The following is a 17102-nucleotide window of genomic DNA, read 5'->3' on the forward strand; positions in this document are numbered from 1 at the left end:
TCAAGGCCGCGTGTGAATCGTTAGCTTCAGATTAACGGCGGGCCACCCGCGCTTGCGTTGTCACGCCGCAGAGCGCGCGCGGGCCACGGGCCGGCCACGAATCGGCCGTGAACCGGCCGCAGGCAGGCCGGCGCAGCGCGAGCGCGCAGTGGCGTGCCGTCCTCCCGGCGCAGGGCGCGCCAGCCGTGCATGTCTGCCAGTCAACACTTACACCTGGAGTAACGATGCCGCGCGCAGCGTCATTGCTTACGGTGCGCGCGCTGCGTATCTTGGTCTCATCCACCGCATCAAGCACACCGGAGACGCAATGCCGAACCCCTCCACCGAACGCCAGTGGGACACCCGCCGCAGCGAAAAGCACCGGCGCCTCGCACGCGGTGCCGCCTTTGCCGGCGGCAAGGTCGTACCGACCGCCGATATCGTCCCCTTTCTCGAAGCCATCACCGCCCCGGGCGACCGCGTGGTGCTCGAAGGCAACAACCAGAAGCAGGCCGATTTCCTCTCTCGCTCGCTGGCCGAAGTGAACCCGGCCAAGGTAAACGGGCTGCACATGATCATCCCGAGCGTAAGCCGGGTGGAGCATCTCGACCTGTTCGAGCGCGGCATCGCGCACAAGCTGGACTTTGCCTTCGCCGGCGCGCAGAGCCTGCGCATCTCGCAGTTCCTCGAGGACGGCCAGCTCGAGGTGGGCGCCATCCACACCTATATCGAGCTGTACGCGCGGCTCTACGTGGACCTCACGCCCAACCTCGTGCTGATCGCCGGCTTCAAGGCCGACCGGGACGGCAACCTCTACACCGGCGCCAGCACCGAGGACACGCCGGCGCTGGTGGAAGCCGCCACCTTCCGCGACGGCATCGTGGTGGCCCAGGTCAACGAGATCGTGGACGACCCCGCCGGCCTGCCGCGCGTGGACATACCCGGTTCATGGATCGACTACGTGGTGCAGGCCGACAAGCCTTTCTTCTGCGAGCCGCTGTTCACGCGCGATCCGCGCCTGATCAAGCCGGTGCACGTGCTGATGGCGATGATGGCGATCCGCGGCGTGTATGAGCGCCACAAGGTCCAGTCGCTCAACCACGGCATCGGCTTCAATACCGCCGCCATCGAACTGATCCTGCCCACCTATGGCGAGTCGCTCGGCCTCAAGGGCAAGATCTGCAAGTACTGGACGCTGAATCCGCACCCGTCGCTGATTCCCGCCATCGAATCCGGCTGGGTCGAAAGCGTGCACAGTTTCGGCAGCGAACTCGGCATGGAGAACTACGTGGCCGCCAGGCCCGACGTGTTCTTCACCGGCGCCGACGGTTCGCTGCGCTCCAACCGTGCCTTCTGCCAGCTGGCCGGCCAGTATGCGGTGGACCTGTTCATCGGCTCGACGCTGCAGATCGACGGCGACGGCCACTCGTCCACCGTCACGCGCGGGCGCCTCTCCGGCTTTGGCGGCGCTCCCAACATGGGCCACAACCCGGGCGGCCGGCGCCATCCCACGCCCGCGTGGCTGGACCTGATCGAGACTGACGACCCGCTCGCGCGCGGCCGCAAGCTGGTGGTGCAGATGGTGGAGACCTTCCAGGCCGGCGGCAAGCCGACCTTCGTCGAATCGCTCGATGCGGTGCAGGTGGCGAAGGACAGCGGCATGCCGCTCGCCCCGGTGATGATCTACGGCGACGACGTCACGCACGTGCTGACCGAGGAAGGCATCGCCTATCTCTACAAGGCACGCTCGATCGAGGAACGCCGCGCCATGCTGGCCGCGGTGGCCGGCGTCACGCCCATCGGCCTGCGCCACGAAACCAGCACCACGCGACGCATGCGCAGCGATGGCCTGATCGCGCTGCCCGAAGACCTGGGCGTGCAGCGCAGCCAGGCGACACGCTCGCTGCTGGCGGCCAAGAGCATGGCCGACCTGGTCGACTGGTCCGGCGGGCTGTACGAGCCGCCGGCACGCTTCAGGAGCTGGTGATGGCGAGCCCCGCGCTGCTGCTGCCCGTCGATGCCGGCTTCTCTCCCGCCGCCGTGCGGCTGGCCGACCTCGCCGTGGCCGCGCTGATCGACGAGGCCGCGCTGTCGCCCAAGCCCGGCCTGGTGGACAGCCGCGGCAACGGCGCCCATGACGACCTGAGCCTCGCGCTGATGTGCCGCTCCGCGCGGGCGCTGCATCCCGCCTTCGCGGCCATGGCCGCGGCCGGCCTGCAGGCCGCGCAGCCCGGCGTGGCGCTGCGCGAGCAGCTGGGCGCGCTTGGCCGCGAGGCCGAGGCGGCGATGATGCGCGCCACCGGCGGCGTCAATACGCACCGCGGCGCCATCTGGAGCCTGGGCCTGCTGCTGGGCGCGGCGGGCTGGCACCAGCAGGCGCGCACGCCGCACGGCGCGCACGAGGTGGCGCGCACCGCCGGCGCCGTCGCGCGCCTGCCGGACCGCCACCGTCCCGCGCGCACCGGCCACAAGGGCGAGCGCGCCTGCCTGCACTACGGCGTGAGCGGCGCGCGCGGCCAGGCGCAGGCGGGCTTTCCGCATGTGCTGCGCGYCGGCCTGCCCGAGCTGCGCCGCAGCCGCGCGCGCGGCGACGCGGAGCCGAGCGCGCGCGTCAATGCGCTGCTGGCGATCATGAGCCGGCTCGACGACACCTGCGTGCTGGCCCGCGCCGGGCGCGAAGGCCTCGCGCTGATGCAGGCCGGCGCGGCGCAGGTACTGCGCGCGGGCGGCATCGCCACGCTGGCCGGACGCCGCCTGCTGCGCGGGCTCGAGGCCGGCATGCTGGCCTGCAACGCCTCGCCCGGCGGCGCGGCGGACCTGCTCGCCGCCACCTTCTTCCTGGACCGGCTGCCGCTGGCTGCGGCACCGCTTGGATTCACACCCGCTTGCCCCGCGCAAGGAGACAAGTAATGGAACAGCTCAAGTTCGAATATCCCGCCGGCGCACCGGCCAGCCGGAACGTGCTGGTCGGGGTAGTCGGCTCCGGCGACCTCGAGGTCATGGTCGAGCCCGGCACCACGGGCACCACCGTGATCGACGTCACCACCTCGGTGGACGGCTATGGCAAGGTGTGGGGCGCACAGCTCGCGCGCGTGTTCAGCGCCGAGCCGCGCGCGGCCATGCGTGTGCGCATCCACGACTTCGGCGCCACGCCTGGCGTGGTGGGCATGCGCCTGGCCGAAGCGTTCGAAGCGCTCGACACATCCGCCGGCGCCGGCGGCAAGGAGCAGCCATGAATCACGCATCGCTGCTCACACGCGAGAGCTTTGTCGAACTGGGCGCACGGGCACGCGTGCACGCGCTGCTCGATGCCGGCACCGTGCGCGAACTGGCCGGCCCCTTCGACAAGCTGGTGTCGCCATGGCTAGAACGCCAGGGCGTGGTGCCGCAGGCCGATGACGGCGTGGTGGTGGCCAAGGGCCGCATCGACGGCCAGCCCGCCGTGGTGCTCGCCATCGAAGGCGCGTTCCAGGGCGGCAGCCTGGGCGAGGTCGGCGGGGCCAAGATCGCCGGCGCGCTGGAACTGGCCGCGCAGGACAACCGCCGCGGCATCCCCACGCGCGCGGTGATCCTGTTCGAGACCGGCGGCGTGCGGCTGCAGGAAGCCAACCTCGGCCTCGCGGCCATCGCCGAGATCCACGCGGCCATCGTCGACCTGCGCCGCTACCAGGCGGTGGTCGGCGTGATCGCCGGGCAGGTGGGCTGCTTCGGCGGCATGTCGATCGCGGCCGGGCTGTGCAGCTACCTGGTGGTCACGCGCGAGGCCCGCCTCGGCCTCAACGGCCCCGCGGTGATCGAGCAGGAAGCCGGCGTGGCCGAATACGATTCGCGCGACCGGCCCTTTATCTGGAGCTTCACCGGCGGCGAGCAGCGCATCGCCACCGGCCTGGCGGACCGCTACGTGGACGACGACAGCGATGCCATCCGCGCCGCCCTGCGCGAATTGCTGGCCGCGGGCCCGCCCGCCACGCACCGCAGCGAACGCTACGCGCACTACCTGCAACGGCTGCGCGACTACGATCCTTCGCGCCAGCCGGAGCCGGGCACCGTGCGCGCCATCTATGCCGAGGGAGACCGCGCATGAACACCGACAAGAACGCAGCACCAGCCACGAGCCGCGGCGAGACCTGGCTGGCCGCGCTCACCGGCAACGCCGCGCGCGCGCCCGGCTATCCCGCCAGCGTGCAGGTGGCCGACGCCGGACTGGCCGGCCAGGCGGCGCGCTTCATCGCCGTGGTGCCCGATGCCGGCAGTGCCTACCCGCGTGCGCGCGACGGCGAGGTGGGCCTGATCGAAGGCTGGTCGCTGGCGCGCGCCGTGGACGAAGTGCTGCAGGCCGACCGCGACGCCACCGTCAAGCGGCCCATCATTGCCATCGTCGATACGCCCAGCCAGGCCTATGGCCGGCGCGAGGAAGCCTTCGGCATCCACCAGTCGCTGGCCGGGGCCGCCGATGCCTATGCCAGCGCCAGGCTGCAAGGACATCCGGTGATCGCGCTGCTGGTCGGGCGCGCCATGTCGGGCGCCTTCCTCGCGCACGGCTACCAGGCCAACCGCCTGATCGCGCTGGACGATGCCGGCGTGGAAGTCCATGCCATGGGCAAGCAGGCTGCCGCCCGTATCACCATGCGCAGCGTGGAGGACCTGGAGACATTCGCCGCCAGCGTGCCGCCAATGGCCTACGACATCGCCAGCTACGCCACGCTGGGCCTGCTGTGGCGGCGCATCCGCGTGAACCACGCGGCGCAGCCCGACGCGGCCGACCTCGACACCACGCATGGCGCGCTGCAGGCTGCGCTCGCCGATATCCTGGCCGACCCGCAGCGCGACCTGCGCAGCCGCCTCGGCGGTGCCAACCGCCAGGCCTCCAGCCGCGTGCGCGAATTGCTCGCGCAGCAGTGGGGGGACTGACGTGCCGGACCGGTGCGCCGCACAGGTGCCAGCCATGAACCGGCCCGACCCGCTGCCGCACGACCTGGTCTGGCTTGCCGACCCGGCGGCCTTCGCCGCGGTCAATGCGCTGCCGCCCTGGGCCGGCACCGCTTGGCTGGCGCGGGCGCCGCTGGTGGTGCGGCGGGCCTGCGCCGATGCGCAGGCCCGCATCCCGGTGGGCCTGCGCGGCGTCACGCGCGCGCAGCGCCACGCGGCATGGCTGCCCGCGGCGCAGGTGGCGCGCACCGTGACGCCGCGCATGATCGCGCAGCAGGGACGCTGGAAAACCCATCCCCGGCGTGCGGCCGTGCCCGCGCTGGCGGCGCTCGCGCTGGCCGCGCCGCTGCTGGACGAGGCGCAGGTGGACTGGGGCGTGACTGGCGGCGTCGGCTTCAGCCTGGCGTCGGGCATCGACGTGCTGCACGAGGGCAGCGATCTCGACCTGCTCGTCGGCGCCGCGGCGCCGCTCGCGCCGCGCACCGAACGCGCATTGATCGCCTTGCTCGACGACACCCGCCTCGACATCCAGGTCAGCACTCCGCATGGCGCATTCGCGTTGCGCGAGCGCGCGCGCACCGGTGGCCGCGTCTTGCTCAAGACGGCTGGCGGCCCGGTCATGAGCGCGGACCCCTGGCTGGCGCCGGCGCACGCGCGATGAGCACGCTGCTCACCTTTCCCGGCCAGGGCGCGCAGCGTGCCGGCATGCTGCATGCGCTGCCGGACCACCCCGCCGTGCACGCCACCGTGGCCGAGACCAGCGCGGCGCTGGGCGAGGATGTGCTGGCCCTGGACAGCGCGGCGGCGCTGGCCTCCACCGTGGCCGTGCAGCTGTGCCTGCTGACCGCCGGCGTGGCGATGGCGCGCTGCCTGCTGGCCGAGGGCGCGCGGCCGGATGCGGTGGCGGGCCTGTCCATCGGCGCATATGCGGCGGCGGTCTGCGCGGACGTGCTGGAGCATGCCGATGCCGTCAGGCTGGTGGCGCTGCGCGCGCGCCTGATGGAGCGGGCCTATCCGCGCGGCTATGGCATGACGGCCATCCTCGGGCTCGAGCGCGAGCCACTGGAGCACATCGTGGGGCAGGTGTGCGCGCCGGCGTCGCCGGTCTACCTGGCGAACTTCAACGCCCCGGCGCAGATCGTGATCGCCGGTGCCGTGCCCGCCATGGCGCGCGTGGCGGAACTGGCGCTGGCCGCCGGCGCGCAAGCGGCCAAACCCGTGGCCATCAGCGTGCCTTCGCATTGCACGCTGCTCGACGGGCAGGCCACTGAACTCGTGCGCGCCTTTGCCGGCGTGCGCGCGACCCGGCCGCGCCTGCGCTACTTCAGCGCCAGCGCGGCACGCGAGCTGCGCGATCCCGCGCGCATCGCCACCGACCTGGCACGCAATCTCGCGGTGCCGGTGCGCTGGCACGAGACCATGCTGCTGGCGCGCGAATGCGGCGTGCGGCTGGCGGTGGAAATGCCGCCCGGCAACGTGCTGACGCGGCTGGCCGCGCCGCTGCTGCCCGACGGCATCGCCGTGGCGTGCGCCGACACGCGCATCGACAGCGTGGTGGCGCTCAGCGGCAGGGAAGCGCTGCGGCAGTCCGGCGCCTGAGCACGCCGGCCCGGCACCTCAGCCCAGCGGCAGCGCCGTGCTGTACAGCACCTGCTTGAGCGCAAAGCTCGAGCGGATGTTCGACACGCCGGGAATACGCGTGATGTGGTCGATGATCAGGCGCTCCAGCGCCTCCACGTCGGGCACGATCACGCGCAGCAGGTAATCGGCATCGCCCGACATCAGGTAGCACTCCATCACTTGCGGCAGCGCGGCGATGCGCCGCTCGAACACGTCCAGGCTCTCGCGGCGCTGCTTGTCCAGCGAGATCTGGATGAACACCACCACCTTCAGCCCGAGCCGGCGCGCATCGAGCAGGGTCACCCGACGCGAGATCACGCCGCGCTTTTCCAGCTGCTTGACGCGCGCCAGGCATGGCGAGGGCGACAGGCTGACGCGGCTGGCCAGCTCCACATTGGTCAGGCTGGCGTCACGTTGCAGCTCGTTGAGGATGCGGATGTCGATGGCATCCAGGTTGAGGTCTTCCAGCACGTTGCGCTCCCGATTTTCCGAATCACAGCATTCTATGCCGCCACAGCCCGGATGGGCCGTGTAGTTCGGTTTTTGCTGCGCCGCACAAGACCGTAGACTCTCCAGCCCGCCCCGCGGCATTTCGCGGCACTGCGCGCGCGTGGCGCGCGACGGGACCTTCTACTGGTCTGGCAGCACCGCAACTCGAATCGAAACATGCAAGTACAACAAGGATGGCGCCGCTTCGTTCCCCTGGCCTGCGCCGTGGTGATCTGGGGCGGCAACTGGCCGGTGATGAAGCTGGGGCTGGCCCATGTCAGCCCGCTGTGGTTCGCCACGGCGCGCTTCGTCTGCGCCGCCGCGATCAGCTTCCTGGTGCTCGGCGCGCTGCGCCGGCTGCGGCTGCCCAGCCGCCAGGAATGGCCGCTGGTGATCGGCGTGGGCCTGCTGCAGATGGCGGCCTTCACCGCGCTGGCGCTGTGGGCGCTGCAGTACGTGCCGCCGGGGCGCGCCTCGGTGATCGCCTATGCCACCTCGGTGTGGGTGATCCCGCTGTCGTCGCTGGTGCTCAAGGAGCGCCTGTCGCGCCCGCAATGGATCGCCACCGGGCTGAGCTATGCCGGCATCGCGCTGATGGTGGCGCCGGCGCTGGGCGGCTGGCAGTTGCATACCGTCGTTGGACTGGTGATGCTGCTCGGCGCCTCGCTGGCATGGTCGCTCAGCATCATCCAGCTGCGCGCCAACCGCGCGGTGCGCCTGGGCGCGGACATGATCCCCTGGGAGACCGCCGTGGCCTCGGTGCCGCTGCTGGTGCTGGCGCTGCTGCGCGACGGCGCGCCGCACTTCCTGTCCATGCCGGAGATCTGGCCGCTGCTGTTCTACACCGGCCCGCTGGCCACGGCGCTGACCTTTATCGTGGTGCTGAACATGACGCAGGCCTTGCCGCCCGCGGCCACCTCGATCGCCATGCTGTGCGTGCCGGTGATCGGCCTGATCGTTTCCGCCGCGGCCTTCCACGAACGCATCTCCGCGGACCTGTCGGCCGGGCTGGCGCTGATCGCGCTGGGCGTGGCCACCTCCGCGCTGGCGCCATGGCTGGGGCGGCGCATGCGGTGGATCAATGCCTAGTGCGCCGGATGATCACCGGATCCGGCCGCGGCCTGTCAAGAACGGCGGGCGCGGACGTTACACCCGGACACACATGTATTGAGCCGCTAATACCTGGCGAGGCCGCGGGCGGTTAAAGTGCGGCCATCTACTAACCGGAGCCCCCCGTGCGGAAAATCGCCACCCTATGCACCCTTGCCACTGTCGCGGTGTCCGCCGCACTGGCTTCCAGCGCGGCCTTCGCACGCGTGGACGTGGATATCGGCATCGGCCTGCCCGCGCCGGTGTATATGGCACCCGCACCGGTCTACCAGCCCGCACCCGTCTACCAGGCGGCGCCGGTATACGCACCCGCGCCTGTCTATGTCGCGCCGCAGCCGGTGGTGGTGGGCCCGGGCTACTACGGTCCCGGCTGGCGCGAGCGGGCCTGGCGCGAACGCGAATGGCGCGAACAGCGCTGGCGCGATCACCGCGAGCACGAGTGGCGCGAGCATGAGCATGAACATGACCGCGAGCGCGAATGGCGCCGCTGAACGCGCGCTGAGCTTACGCCCGGCGTAGCCGGCTCAGCCGGCTACGCCGGCTGACGCCTGGCTGGCCAGCACGGCCCGGCGCAGGCGCGCCACGCCTTCCACGATCTGCGCGTCGGAAGCCGTGGCGAACGACAGCCGCAGCGCACCGCTGCGCTGCCCGTCCACGCCGAAGCTGGCGCCCGGCACATACATCACGCCCGCCTCGATGGCGCGGGGCAGCAGGCTCGCCGAGTCCGGCACGCCATCGATTTCACACCACAGGAACATGCCCCCTTGCGGCGTCTCGCCGCGCAGCGCGGTGCCGAAGGCATCGGCCAGCGCGCCGGACATCAGGTCGCGCTTGCGTCGATAGAGATCGATGATGCGCGCGGTCTGCCGCCCTAGCAGCCCGTCGGCCAGGCAATCCGCCATGGCCAGCTGCAGCCACGGCGAAGTGCACAGGTCCGACACCTGCTTGGCGATCACGGCGCGCCGCACGATCTGCGCGGGTCCGGCCATCCAGCCCAGGCGCAAGCCCGGCGCCATGGTCTTGGAGAAACTGCCGAGATAGACCACCCACGGCGCCAGCAGCGGATCCTGCGCGGCCAGCGACAGCAGCGAGGGCAGCGGCTCGCCGTCGAAGCGCAGGCTGCCGTAGGGATCGTCCTCCACCACCACGATGCGGTGCTGCGCGGCCAGCGCGAGCACGGCGCGGCGGCGCGCCAGCGATAGCGTGCGCCCGCTCGGGTTGGCGAAGGTCGGCACCAGATACAACAGGCGCGGCCGCTCGTGCGCAGGGCAGTCCGCCAGCATCGTGGCGAGCGTCTGCACGCACAACCCTTGCGCGTCGGAGGGCACGCCGCGTACCGCCGCGCCCGCGAGGCGCAGTGCCTGCACCGCGGCGGGATAGGTCGGCGTCTCCACCCACACCGGCGTGCCCGGCGCGACGAAGGCCTGCACCAGCAGGCCGAAACCCTGCTGCGAACCCGATGTCACCACGATCTGCGCGGCCGGCAACGGCGCGCCGTGCGCGGCCATCAGCGCGGCAAGCGCGCTGCGCAGCTCCGCCATGCCTTCGGTCGGCCCGTATTGCAGGCACAGGGCCGGGTCGGCGCTCATGCGGGCCGCGGCGGCGGCCTGCAGCGCAGCGGCATCGAAGCTGGCCGGCGCCGGGTAGCCGCCCGCGAACGAGATCATCCCCGGCAGGCTCATATAGGGAAACAGTTCACGGATGGGCGAGCCTTGCGGCTCGCGCATGGCCGGCGCGAAGGCGTATGGATTGGCTGGCGTGCTCATGGCGATTGGCAATGGATGGTCAGTCGACGGTGGCGCCGGACAGCTTGACGATCTCGCCCCACTTGCGACGGTCGACGCGGACCAGCTCGGCGAACACTTCGGGCGAGTTCGGCGCCAGTTCGGCGCCGGCCTCGCGCAGCCTGGCCTGGATGGCGGGGTCGCTGGCGGCGCGCGCCAGGTCGCGGCTGATCTTCTGCGCCACCGCGGCGGGCAGGCCCTTGGGCGCGAACAGCCCGAACCATGGGCTGGCGTCGAAGCCGTCGACCGGGCCGGCCGCGGCCACCGTGGGCACGCCGGGCAGTGCCGGCGAACGCGCCGCCGAGGTCACGGCCAGCGCCTTGAGCTTGCCCGAGCGCACGAACTGCAGCGACGCCGGCAGGTTGTCGAACATCACATCCACGCTGCCGCCCATCAGGTCTGCCAGCGCCGGGCTGCTGCCCTTGTAGGCGACGTGGCTCATCTGCGTGCCGGTCATGCGCTGGAACAGTTCGCCGGCCAGGTGGGTCGAGGTGCCGTTGCCGGCCGAGGCCATGTTGACCTTGCCGGGGTTGGCCTTGAGATAGGCAATGAAGTCCGCCAGTGTCTGCACGCGCGCGCGCTCGGCGAAGGCCGGCGAAACCACCACCACGTTGGGCACCTTGGCGACCAGCGTCACCGGCGCGAAATCGCCGGCGGCATCGTAGGGCAGCTTCTTGTAGAGCGTGGGATTGATGGCGAACTCGCCCACCGAGCCCATCAGCAGCGTATAGCCATCGGCCGGCGACTTGGCCGCGACGCCGGTGCCGACGATGCCGCCGGCGCCGGGCCGGTTGTCCACCAGCACCGGCTGCTTCCACATGGCGGTGAGCTGGTCGCCGACCATGCGCGCCACCATGTCGGTGGTGCCGCCGGCCGGATACGGCACGATGATGCGTACCGGCTTGTTGGGAAAGTCTTCCGCGCTGGCGGTGGCCGCCGCCAGCAGGCCAATGGAAATGCCGCAATGGCCGATGATGCGAAGCAGTGCTTTCATGCCCGTCTCCTCTTTGTCTTTTTGCTTGTGTTTGTCCTGCGCGCCCGGGGCGGGAATCCGGCAGGCCCGATGGCAGCGCCCCGGAAGCTGCGCATTTTTGAGCATCAACTTCTTTCCATCAAGCGAGATTTACGCATAGGATGATGCCTTTCATGCATCAAGTGCGGTCAGCATTGCCCGGCAAAGAGGCAAGCTTCGCCGCTTCCAGCCCGCCCCCATGAGCACATCCCGCCTGCCCAGTCTCAGCAGCCTGCGCGCCTTCGAAGCCGCGGCACGCCACCAGAACCTGCGCCGCGCCGCCGCCGAGCTTTGCCTCAGCGAAAGCGCCGTGTCGCGCCAGATCGCCATGCTCGAGAGCCAGCTCGGAGTAGCGCTGTTCCACCGCGCCAACCAGCGCGTGAGCCTGACCCCGGCCGGCTCGCTGTACGGCGCGCAGGTACGCGAGAGCCTGCAGCGGCTGCAGCGCGATACGCTGGACATCATGGCGCACGAAGGCGCGGGGGGCATCGTGGAGCTGGCCTGCGTGCCGACGCTGGCGGTCGAATGGCTGATCCCACGCCTGCCTGCGTTCTACGCCCGGCATCCGCAGGTCGTGGTCAATGTGAGCGCGCAGACCGATGTGTTCCTGTTCGACGGCACGCCGTACGACGCCTCCATCCACTACGGCCAGGCCAACTATCCAGGCGGCCGCGCCGACCTGCTGTTCGACGAGGAATCGGTGCCCGTGTGCCATCCGGCGCTCTTCGGCGGCGCGGAAGCGGTCACGCCCGAGCGGATCGCGCAGGCGCCGCTGCTGCACCTGTCGACGCGCCGGCTCGACTGGCAGAACTGGATGGAAGCGGCTGGCGTGGGCGAGGTCAATGCCATGCGCGGCACGCGCTACGATCACCACAGCATGGTCATCAGCGCGGCGCGCGCCCGGCTGGGCGTGGGCCTGGTGCCGCGCTTCCTGGTGGAGGAATACCTGGCGCTGGGCTTGCTGGTGATGCCGGTGGCGCAGGCCATGCGCTCGCAGCGCGCCTACTACCTGATCGCGCCGGACTCGCGGCCGATGAGCGATGCCATGTCCCGCCTGCGCGGCTGGCTGCTCGCGGCGGCGCAGGATTTCGCCACGCGCCAGCCGGTGCCCGGGGTGCGCGCCGCCGCGCCGGCCGGCACCCCAGGATGAATCTTCAAATTATTTGAATATCGCATACGATTAGGCGCCGCTTAAGGAGCACCCGGTGGAACTATCCTTTGTCACATGGAAGCGCGACTGCTTCGCACAATTTCAACAAAGGCAGCTCCATCATGACAATCACAACCACCCGCCTGCTGCTGGCCGCGGCCATCGCCGGCACCGCCCTGCTCTCGTTGAATTCCGCCTTTGCCGCCGACGCGCGCAGCCTCCATGCCGGCGACGACTACGGCTACGTACACCGCACGGCTGACAGCTACGGCGACGGCGCGCGCAAGGCCGACGCGTTCAGCGACGGCGCCCGCACCGTGGTCCACGAGTATCCGTTCGGCTTCGCCGCCTGAGCGCCGCAGCCAGCGCCGCGCCGCAACCGAACCACGGAACGCATCATGAGCATCAAGGAAAGCGCCCTCATCCTCGCCGGCTGGCTCGTCGCCTGCATCGGCAGCGGCTATCTCGTCGGCTTCGCGGCGCAGGTGCTGCAGACCTGAGCCAGATCCGCAGCACCGCCGGGCACGGGCCGCTCAGTCCTTGACCCCTGCCGCCTCCAGCACCTCCGCGAGCTTGCGGCCCGCATCGAGCGCCGCCGGGAAGCCGCAGTACACCGAGCTGTGCACCACCAGCTCGCGCAACTCCCGGGCCGTCACGCCGTTGGCGAGCGCGCCGCGCAGGTGCCCCGTCAGCTCGTGCGGACGATTGAGCGCGATCAGCATCGACACCGTCGCCAGGCTGCGCTGCTTGCGGTCCAGCCCCTCGCGCGTCCACACCGTGCCCCAGGCGTATTCCGTCACCAGCTGCTGCAGGCCGGTATCGCCTTGCTGCTGCGCGGCGTCGAAAGCGCGCTCGACGTACTGCGCGCCCATCACCTCCGACCGTACCTGGCGGCCTGCCTCGAAGGCCGGCGTCTGCGCGTAGCCCGGCAGCGCATTCTCGTCTTTCGTCATCTCGTCTTTCCCCTGTTGTCTGCCCGCGCCGTCTCCGGCCGCCATTTCCGGCCGCCGTCTCCGGCTTTACCGGAACGGCGTCTGCAGGATGCCCATCACCGTGCGGATGCCGTCCCGGTAGTTGCCCAGCCGCATGTTCTCGTCATAGCTGTGCTGGTTGTTGTCGGCATTCACCAGCGGCACGATCACGAACGGCGACTGCAGCGCCTGTACCGCGGCACCCGTGGGCACGGTGCCGCCCATCATGCGGATCTGCACCGGCGCCTTGCCCCAGGACTGCTGCATGGACTGCAGCAGCCACTGGCTCACCGGGGCGCCGAGGTCCGTGCGCGCCGCCGAGCTGGAGGCCGAGACTTCGCCGGCGGTGAGCGCCGCGAGCTTGGGATAGCGCGCGCGCTCCTCATCGGTGGGCTCGCCCTTGACGAGATGGTAGCCCTGCTTCTCCACATGCTGCCTGAGCAGCGCGAACAGCGATTCGGGGCTGGTCTCGGGCACCGTGCGGATGTCGATATCCGCCAGCGCCACTTCGGGGATGATGGTGCGCGCCTTGTCGCCCACGTCGCCGCCGGCGATGCCGCGCACGTTCAGCGTGGGGTACTGCATGGCTTCCTGGTAGTTGGCGCCGACCCGCTCGGCGCGCGCGATGCCCAGGCGGCGGCGCAGCGCGGCTTCGTCGTCCGGCACCGCGGCCATGATGCGGCGCGCGCGCTCGTCGATCTTCACCGGCTTGTAGTAGCCGGGAATGGTCACGCGGCCTTCGTCGTCCTTCATGCTCGCCAGCAGGCTGGCGAGGCGCTGCACCGGATTGGCCGCGTAGTTGCCGTAGTGCCCGCTATGCAGGCCCTGGCTGGCGCCGAACACCTTGAGCTGCACCAGCAGCACACCGCGGTTGCCGAAGATCAGCGTGGGCTGGTTGCTCTGGTGCATGGGGCCGTCGAAGATCACCATGCCGTCGTTGCGCAGCAGCGCAAGGTTCTCGGCGATCACCTTGCCCAGCGAGGGCGAGCCCTTTTCCTCCTCGGAATCGAGGATCACCTTGATATTGACCGCCGGCTCGACGCCGGCCGCCTTGAGCGCATCCATGGCGGCGAGGAACATGACGATGGGGCCCTTGTCGTCGGACGACGAGCGCCCGAACACGCGCCACTCCGGGTCGGCGTGGCCGGCGTACAGCTGCTCGATCGGTAGCGTCTCCCACTTGCCGCCGGCGCTGCGCGCCTTGAGCGTGGCCTCCCACGGACTGCGCTGCGCCCATTGCGACGGCGTTACCGACTGGCCGTCGAAATGCATGTAGAACAGCACGGTCTTGCGCGGGCCGGCGCCGGCTGGCGCGGGATATTCGGCATAGACCATCGGCTTGCCGTCGTTGGCCAGCTCGCGCGACTGGAAGCCGCGCCGCGCGAAGGCCTTGACCAGCCAGTCCGCGTTCTTCTGGATATCGGCCGGCACGGTGGCATCGTTGGGCATGGCCAGCAGTTCGACCCATTCCCGGTAGCTGCGCGGCGCGGCCTGGGCGGCTTGCTGCTCCAGTTGCGCGGCGTCGAGCGTGGCGGCCTGGACGGGGGCCGCCAGCGACATGGCGCAGGCTACGGCGCCGAAGGCGGCGCGGATGGCGCCGCGGGAAGCATGGCGATCAGGGTGGGCGGCGGCGCGGCCAGGCGCGCGGGTACGGAAACGCAGTCTCATGGGTCTTGTTGGTCTGTTGGCTGTCGGATGCGCGCGGCAGCCATGCCGCCGCGCGCACCGGCAGTCTGAACCGCGGCGCGCGACTTGTCCAACGCGCGGCGCCCCTGGCAGGCGCGCGCTCCGGCGCGGCAGGCACTAAGGTCCCTGTTCGTCCGGCGCGCGCGCGAAACCCTCCTCGCGCTGGGCAATGGCGATCGCGAGCCCGTACTCGACGGCAAAAAGCAGGATCAGCGCCAGTATCGCCACGGCGCCGATCGCCAGCCGGTAATAGATCCAGATCGACATGACGGCAAGCCGGCGGGGCCGGCAGAGTCTTCCTGCCTGCAGGGTAGGACCGGCAGTGTCAAAAGGGCGCATGGATATCCGGGGCCGGGCGCAAAGAAAGCCTAAAAATGCGCCGCGGGCAAGGCGACGGGCATCGGAATCGGCTTAATTTGACCTGGATCGTGGCGGGCCTCTCCCATCGGTGCCATCATTCCCGCAATGACCGCCCCGGCATCGCCTCCGGTACCGGCGCCGCCATGCTGACTGCGACAAGCGTTGCCCAACCAGGAGATAGCCGCCATGACCAATATCGTGCTCGCCACCGATGGTTCGCCGTATGCCGATGCAGCCGCACGCTTCATTACCGAAGGCCGCCTGCTGCAGAGCGGTTTCACCGTGCACGTGGTGCATGTCACCCCCGAGGTAACGGGACAGGTGCGCGCCTTCGTCAACAAGGAAACCATCGACGCCTGGCACCAGGAAGAAAGCGGCAAGGCCACCAAGCCCGTGGCGGATATTCTCGCGGCGGCGGGTGTCGCCTTCGAATGCCATGCGCTGCATGGCTTTGCGCCGGAGCGCATCGTCGCCTATGCCGCCAGCGTGGACGCGCGCGGCATCGTCATGGGCACGCACGGACGCGGTGCCTTTTTCAATGCCGTGATCGGTTCGGTGGCGGGACGGGTGCTGGCGCACGCGCCTTGCCCGGTGATACTGGTCAAGGCGCCGGAAAAGAAGTAAGCAGCGGCGACAGAAGACGGCGCGCCGGTTCCGGCCGCGCCTAGACTGGCCAGAGCGGCGGTTCGTCCATCAGCGCGACCTGCTCGCGCAGCTCGAGGATGCGGTCCTGCCAGTAACGCGCGGTGCCGAACCAGGGGAATGCCGCGGGAAAGGCGGGGTCGCGCCAGCGGCTGGCCAGCCAGGCGCTGTAGTGCAGCAGGCGCAGCGTGCGCAGCGCTTCGACCAGGTAGAGCTGGCGCGGATGGAACTCCGCGAAGTCCTCGTAGCCGGCCAGGATGTCGGCCATCTGGCCTTGCATGGCAGCGCGGTCGCCTTCGAGCAGCATCCACAGGTCCTGCACCGCCGGGCCCATGCGGCTGTCGTCGAAGTCGACGAAGTGCGGGCCGGGTGGCTGCGCGCGGGCCTGCGATTCCTCTATCCACAACACATTGCCGCGGTGGCAGTCGCCGTGCAGTCGCAGCAGCGGCAGCTCGCCGGCGCGCTCATAGCAGCGGCGCGCGCCGTCGATGGCAAGCGCCGCCACGGCCTCCCACGCCGGGCGCAGGTCGTGCGGAATGCAGTCCTGCGCCAGCAGCCAGTCGCGCGGGGCCACGCCGAAGCTGTCCAGGTCGATGGCCGGGCGTGCGCTGTAGGGCTGCGTGGCGCCGACGGCGTGGATGCGGCCGATGAAGCGGCCGAGCCAGGTCAGCGTGTCCGAGCGGTCAAGCTCGGGCTCGCGCCCGCCGCAGCGCGCGAACACCGCGAAGCGGAAGCCCGCGTGTTCCAGCAGCGTATTGCCGTCGCGCACGATGGCCGGCACCGCCGGGATCTCGGCGTCGGCCAGTTGCTGCACGAAGGCGTGTTCTTCCAGGATGGCGGCATCGCTCCAGCGGCCGGGCCGGTAGAACTTGGCCACCACCGGCGCGCTGTCTTCGATGCCGACCTGCCAGACCCGGTTCTCATAGCTGTTGAGCGCCAGCAGGCGGCCATCCGGCATGAAGCCGGCGGCCTCCATGGCGTCCAGCATCAGGTCGGGCGTCAGGCTGGCGTAGGGAACGCCGCCGTCATCCGCCACGGGAAGATCGAAGCCTGAGCTGGACATGATGCGTGGCCGCCGTCGGGGTCGGGGGATCAGCGGCCGGTCTTGCGCTGGCCGCCCAGCAGGGCGGCTTGCGGCGACGAACGGCGGCCCTGGCCGCCGCGCGGCTGCGCGACGTTGCCGTTGACATCGCCGCTACGACCGCCATTGCCACCATTGCCACCATTGCCGTTACCGCCGCCATTGCCCGCGGCACGGTTGCCGTTGGCCTGGCCGTTGCGCGGTGCGCCCTGGCCGGCTTGCGCCGGACGGCCGCCGCCTTGCGCGGGACGCTGGCCCTGCGGCTGCGGCGCGCGGCGCTGGCCTTCCG

Annotated in this window: 19 protein-coding genes and 1 pseudogene; 12 read left to right on the plus strand and 8 right to left on the minus strand. The window is 70.6% G+C overall.

The features are described 5' to 3' along the window. The first annotated feature begins 307 nt into the window (after positions 1 to 307). The 7 genes from mdcA to mdcH are packed head-to-tail and all read left to right on the plus strand — an operon-like array spanning position 308 to position 6507. Positions 308 to 1966 (plus strand): malonate decarboxylase subunit alpha, encoded by a 1659-nt coding sequence (mdcA, locus tag AB4Z48_RS35795; RefSeq protein ID WP_441622866.1) that lies wholly within the window; start codon positions 308 to 310, stop codon positions 1964 to 1966. Continuing rightward, positions 1966 to 2889: a triphosphoribosyl-dephospho-CoA synthase gene (locus tag AB4Z48_RS35800; protein ID WP_441622868.1), complete on the plus strand. Its 924-nt coding sequence runs from the start codon at positions 1966 to 1968 to the stop codon at positions 2887 to 2889. The genes mdcA and AB4Z48_RS35800 overlap by 1 nt, the downstream gene beginning before the upstream one ends. After that, positions 2889 to 3215 carry a malonate decarboxylase subunit delta gene (locus AB4Z48_RS35805; RefSeq protein WP_441622870.1) on the plus strand — a complete coding sequence of 109 codons (327 nt, stop codon included), beginning with the start codon at positions 2889 to 2891 and terminating at the stop codon, positions 3213 to 3215. The genes AB4Z48_RS35800 and AB4Z48_RS35805 overlap by 1 nt, the downstream gene beginning before the upstream one ends. Beyond that, entirely contained in the window at positions 3212 to 4063 is an 852-nt protein-coding gene (locus AB4Z48_RS35810; protein WP_441622872.1) for a biotin-independent malonate decarboxylase subunit beta, read from the plus strand. The genes AB4Z48_RS35805 and AB4Z48_RS35810 overlap by 4 nt, the downstream gene beginning before the upstream one ends. Next, positions 4060 to 4890 carry a biotin-independent malonate decarboxylase subunit gamma gene (gene mdcE, locus AB4Z48_RS35815; protein ID WP_441622874.1) on the plus strand — a complete coding sequence of 277 codons (831 nt, stop codon included), beginning with the start codon at positions 4060 to 4062 and terminating at the stop codon, positions 4888 to 4890. The genes AB4Z48_RS35810 and mdcE overlap by 4 nt, the downstream gene beginning before the upstream one ends. A 34-nt stretch (positions 4891 to 4924) precedes the next feature. Beyond that, complete coding sequence (locus AB4Z48_RS35820; protein ID WP_441622876.1) at positions 4925 to 5569, plus strand: malonate decarboxylase holo-ACP synthase; 645 nt, start codon at positions 4925 to 4927, stop codon at positions 5567 to 5569. After that, on the plus strand, positions 5566 to 6507 hold the full coding sequence (gene mdcH, locus AB4Z48_RS35825) for a malonate decarboxylase subunit epsilon (protein WP_441622878.1): 942 nt from the start codon (positions 5566 to 5568) through the stop codon (positions 6505 to 6507). The genes AB4Z48_RS35820 and mdcH overlap by 4 nt, the downstream gene beginning before the upstream one ends. An 18-nt stretch (positions 6508 to 6525) precedes the next feature. On the opposite strand, the gene AB4Z48_RS35830 is transcribed toward mdcH, so the two are convergent. Continuing rightward, positions 6526 to 6996 carry an Lrp/AsnC family transcriptional regulator gene (locus AB4Z48_RS35830; RefSeq protein ID WP_441622902.1) on the minus strand — a complete coding sequence of 157 codons (471 nt, stop codon included), beginning with the start codon at positions 6994 to 6996 and terminating at the stop codon, positions 6526 to 6528. A gap of 198 nt (positions 6997 to 7194) precedes the next feature. Here AB4Z48_RS35830 and AB4Z48_RS35835 point away from each other — a divergent pair, with 198 nt between their 5' ends. Both AB4Z48_RS35835 and AB4Z48_RS35840 read left to right on the plus strand, forming a co-directional pair. Further along, positions 7195 to 8106 (plus strand): DMT family transporter, encoded by a 912-nt coding sequence (locus AB4Z48_RS35835; protein WP_441622880.1) that lies wholly within the window; start codon positions 7195 to 7197, stop codon positions 8104 to 8106. Between the two features lie 146 nt (positions 8107 to 8252). Further along, positions 8253 to 8618, plus strand: a complete 366-nt coding sequence (locus AB4Z48_RS35840; protein ID WP_441622882.1) for a hypothetical protein — start codon at positions 8253 to 8255, stop codon at positions 8616 to 8618. A gap of 33 nt (positions 8619 to 8651) precedes the next feature. Here AB4Z48_RS35840 and AB4Z48_RS35845 read toward each other — a convergent pair whose 3' ends face one another. After that, the gene (locus tag AB4Z48_RS35845) at positions 8652 to 9893 is read right to left on the minus strand and encodes an aminotransferase-like domain-containing protein (RefSeq protein WP_441622884.1); all 1242 of its coding nucleotides are present in this window, start codon (positions 9891 to 9893) and stop codon (positions 8652 to 8654) included. A gap of 19 nt (positions 9894 to 9912) precedes the next feature. Next, complete coding sequence (locus AB4Z48_RS35850; RefSeq protein ID WP_441622886.1) at positions 9913 to 10905, minus strand: Bug family tripartite tricarboxylate transporter substrate binding protein; 993 nt, start codon at positions 10903 to 10905, stop codon at positions 9913 to 9915. Between the two features lie 217 nt (positions 10906 to 11122). On the opposite strand from AB4Z48_RS35850, the gene AB4Z48_RS35855 reads away from it, so the two are divergent. Together AB4Z48_RS35855 and AB4Z48_RS35860 are read left to right on the plus strand one after the other, a co-directional pair. Beyond that, entirely contained in the window at positions 11123 to 12073 is a 951-nt protein-coding gene (locus AB4Z48_RS35855) for a LysR substrate-binding domain-containing protein (RefSeq protein ID WP_441622888.1), read from the plus strand. 122 nt (positions 12074 to 12195) lie between these two features. After that, entirely contained in the window at positions 12196 to 12426 is a 231-nt protein-coding gene (locus AB4Z48_RS35860) for a hypothetical protein (protein WP_441622890.1), read from the plus strand. Positions 12427 to 12606: 180 nt separating this feature from the next. Here the strand turns inward: AB4Z48_RS35860 and AB4Z48_RS35865 are convergent, their stop codons facing one another. From AB4Z48_RS35865 to AB4Z48_RS35875, 3 genes are all read right to left on the minus strand, one after another. Further along, a complete protein-coding gene (locus AB4Z48_RS35865; RefSeq protein WP_441622892.1) occupies positions 12607 to 13026 on the minus strand; it encodes a carboxymuconolactone decarboxylase family protein in 420 nt (139 codons plus the stop codon). A 66-nt stretch (positions 13027 to 13092) separates the two neighbouring features. Then, on the minus strand, positions 13093 to 14604 hold the full coding sequence (locus AB4Z48_RS35870) for a M20/M25/M40 family metallo-hydrolase (RefSeq protein ID WP_441622904.1): 1512 nt from the start codon (positions 14602 to 14604) through the stop codon (positions 13093 to 13095). 243 nt (positions 14605 to 14847) lie between these two features. Next, positions 14848 to 14997 carry a hypothetical protein gene (locus AB4Z48_RS35875; RefSeq protein ID WP_441622894.1) on the minus strand — a complete coding sequence of 50 codons (150 nt, stop codon included), beginning with the start codon at positions 14995 to 14997 and terminating at the stop codon, positions 14848 to 14850. A 279-nt stretch (positions 14998 to 15276) separates the two neighbouring features. Between AB4Z48_RS35875 and AB4Z48_RS35880 the strand changes: the two genes are divergently transcribed. After that, complete coding sequence (locus tag AB4Z48_RS35880; protein WP_441622896.1) at positions 15277 to 15714, plus strand: universal stress protein; 438 nt, start codon at positions 15277 to 15279, stop codon at positions 15712 to 15714. Between the two features lie 40 nt (positions 15715 to 15754). Here the strand turns inward: AB4Z48_RS35880 and AB4Z48_RS35885 are convergent, their stop codons facing one another. Together AB4Z48_RS35885 and AB4Z48_RS35890 are read right to left on the minus strand one after the other, a co-directional pair. Then, positions 15755 to 16795, minus strand: a complete 1041-nt coding sequence (locus AB4Z48_RS35885; protein ID WP_441622898.1) for a serine/threonine protein kinase — start codon at positions 16793 to 16795, stop codon at positions 15755 to 15757. 29 nt (positions 16796 to 16824) lie between these two features. Next, positions 16825 to 17102: pseudogene (locus AB4Z48_RS35890) on the minus strand (DEAD/DEAH box helicase); the annotation flags it as partial.

It is taken from the genome of Cupriavidus sp. 2TAF22 (genome assembly GCF_052115045.1).
In the GTDB taxonomy this organism is placed as follows: Bacteria; Pseudomonadota; Gammaproteobacteria; order Burkholderiales; family Burkholderiaceae; genus Cupriavidus.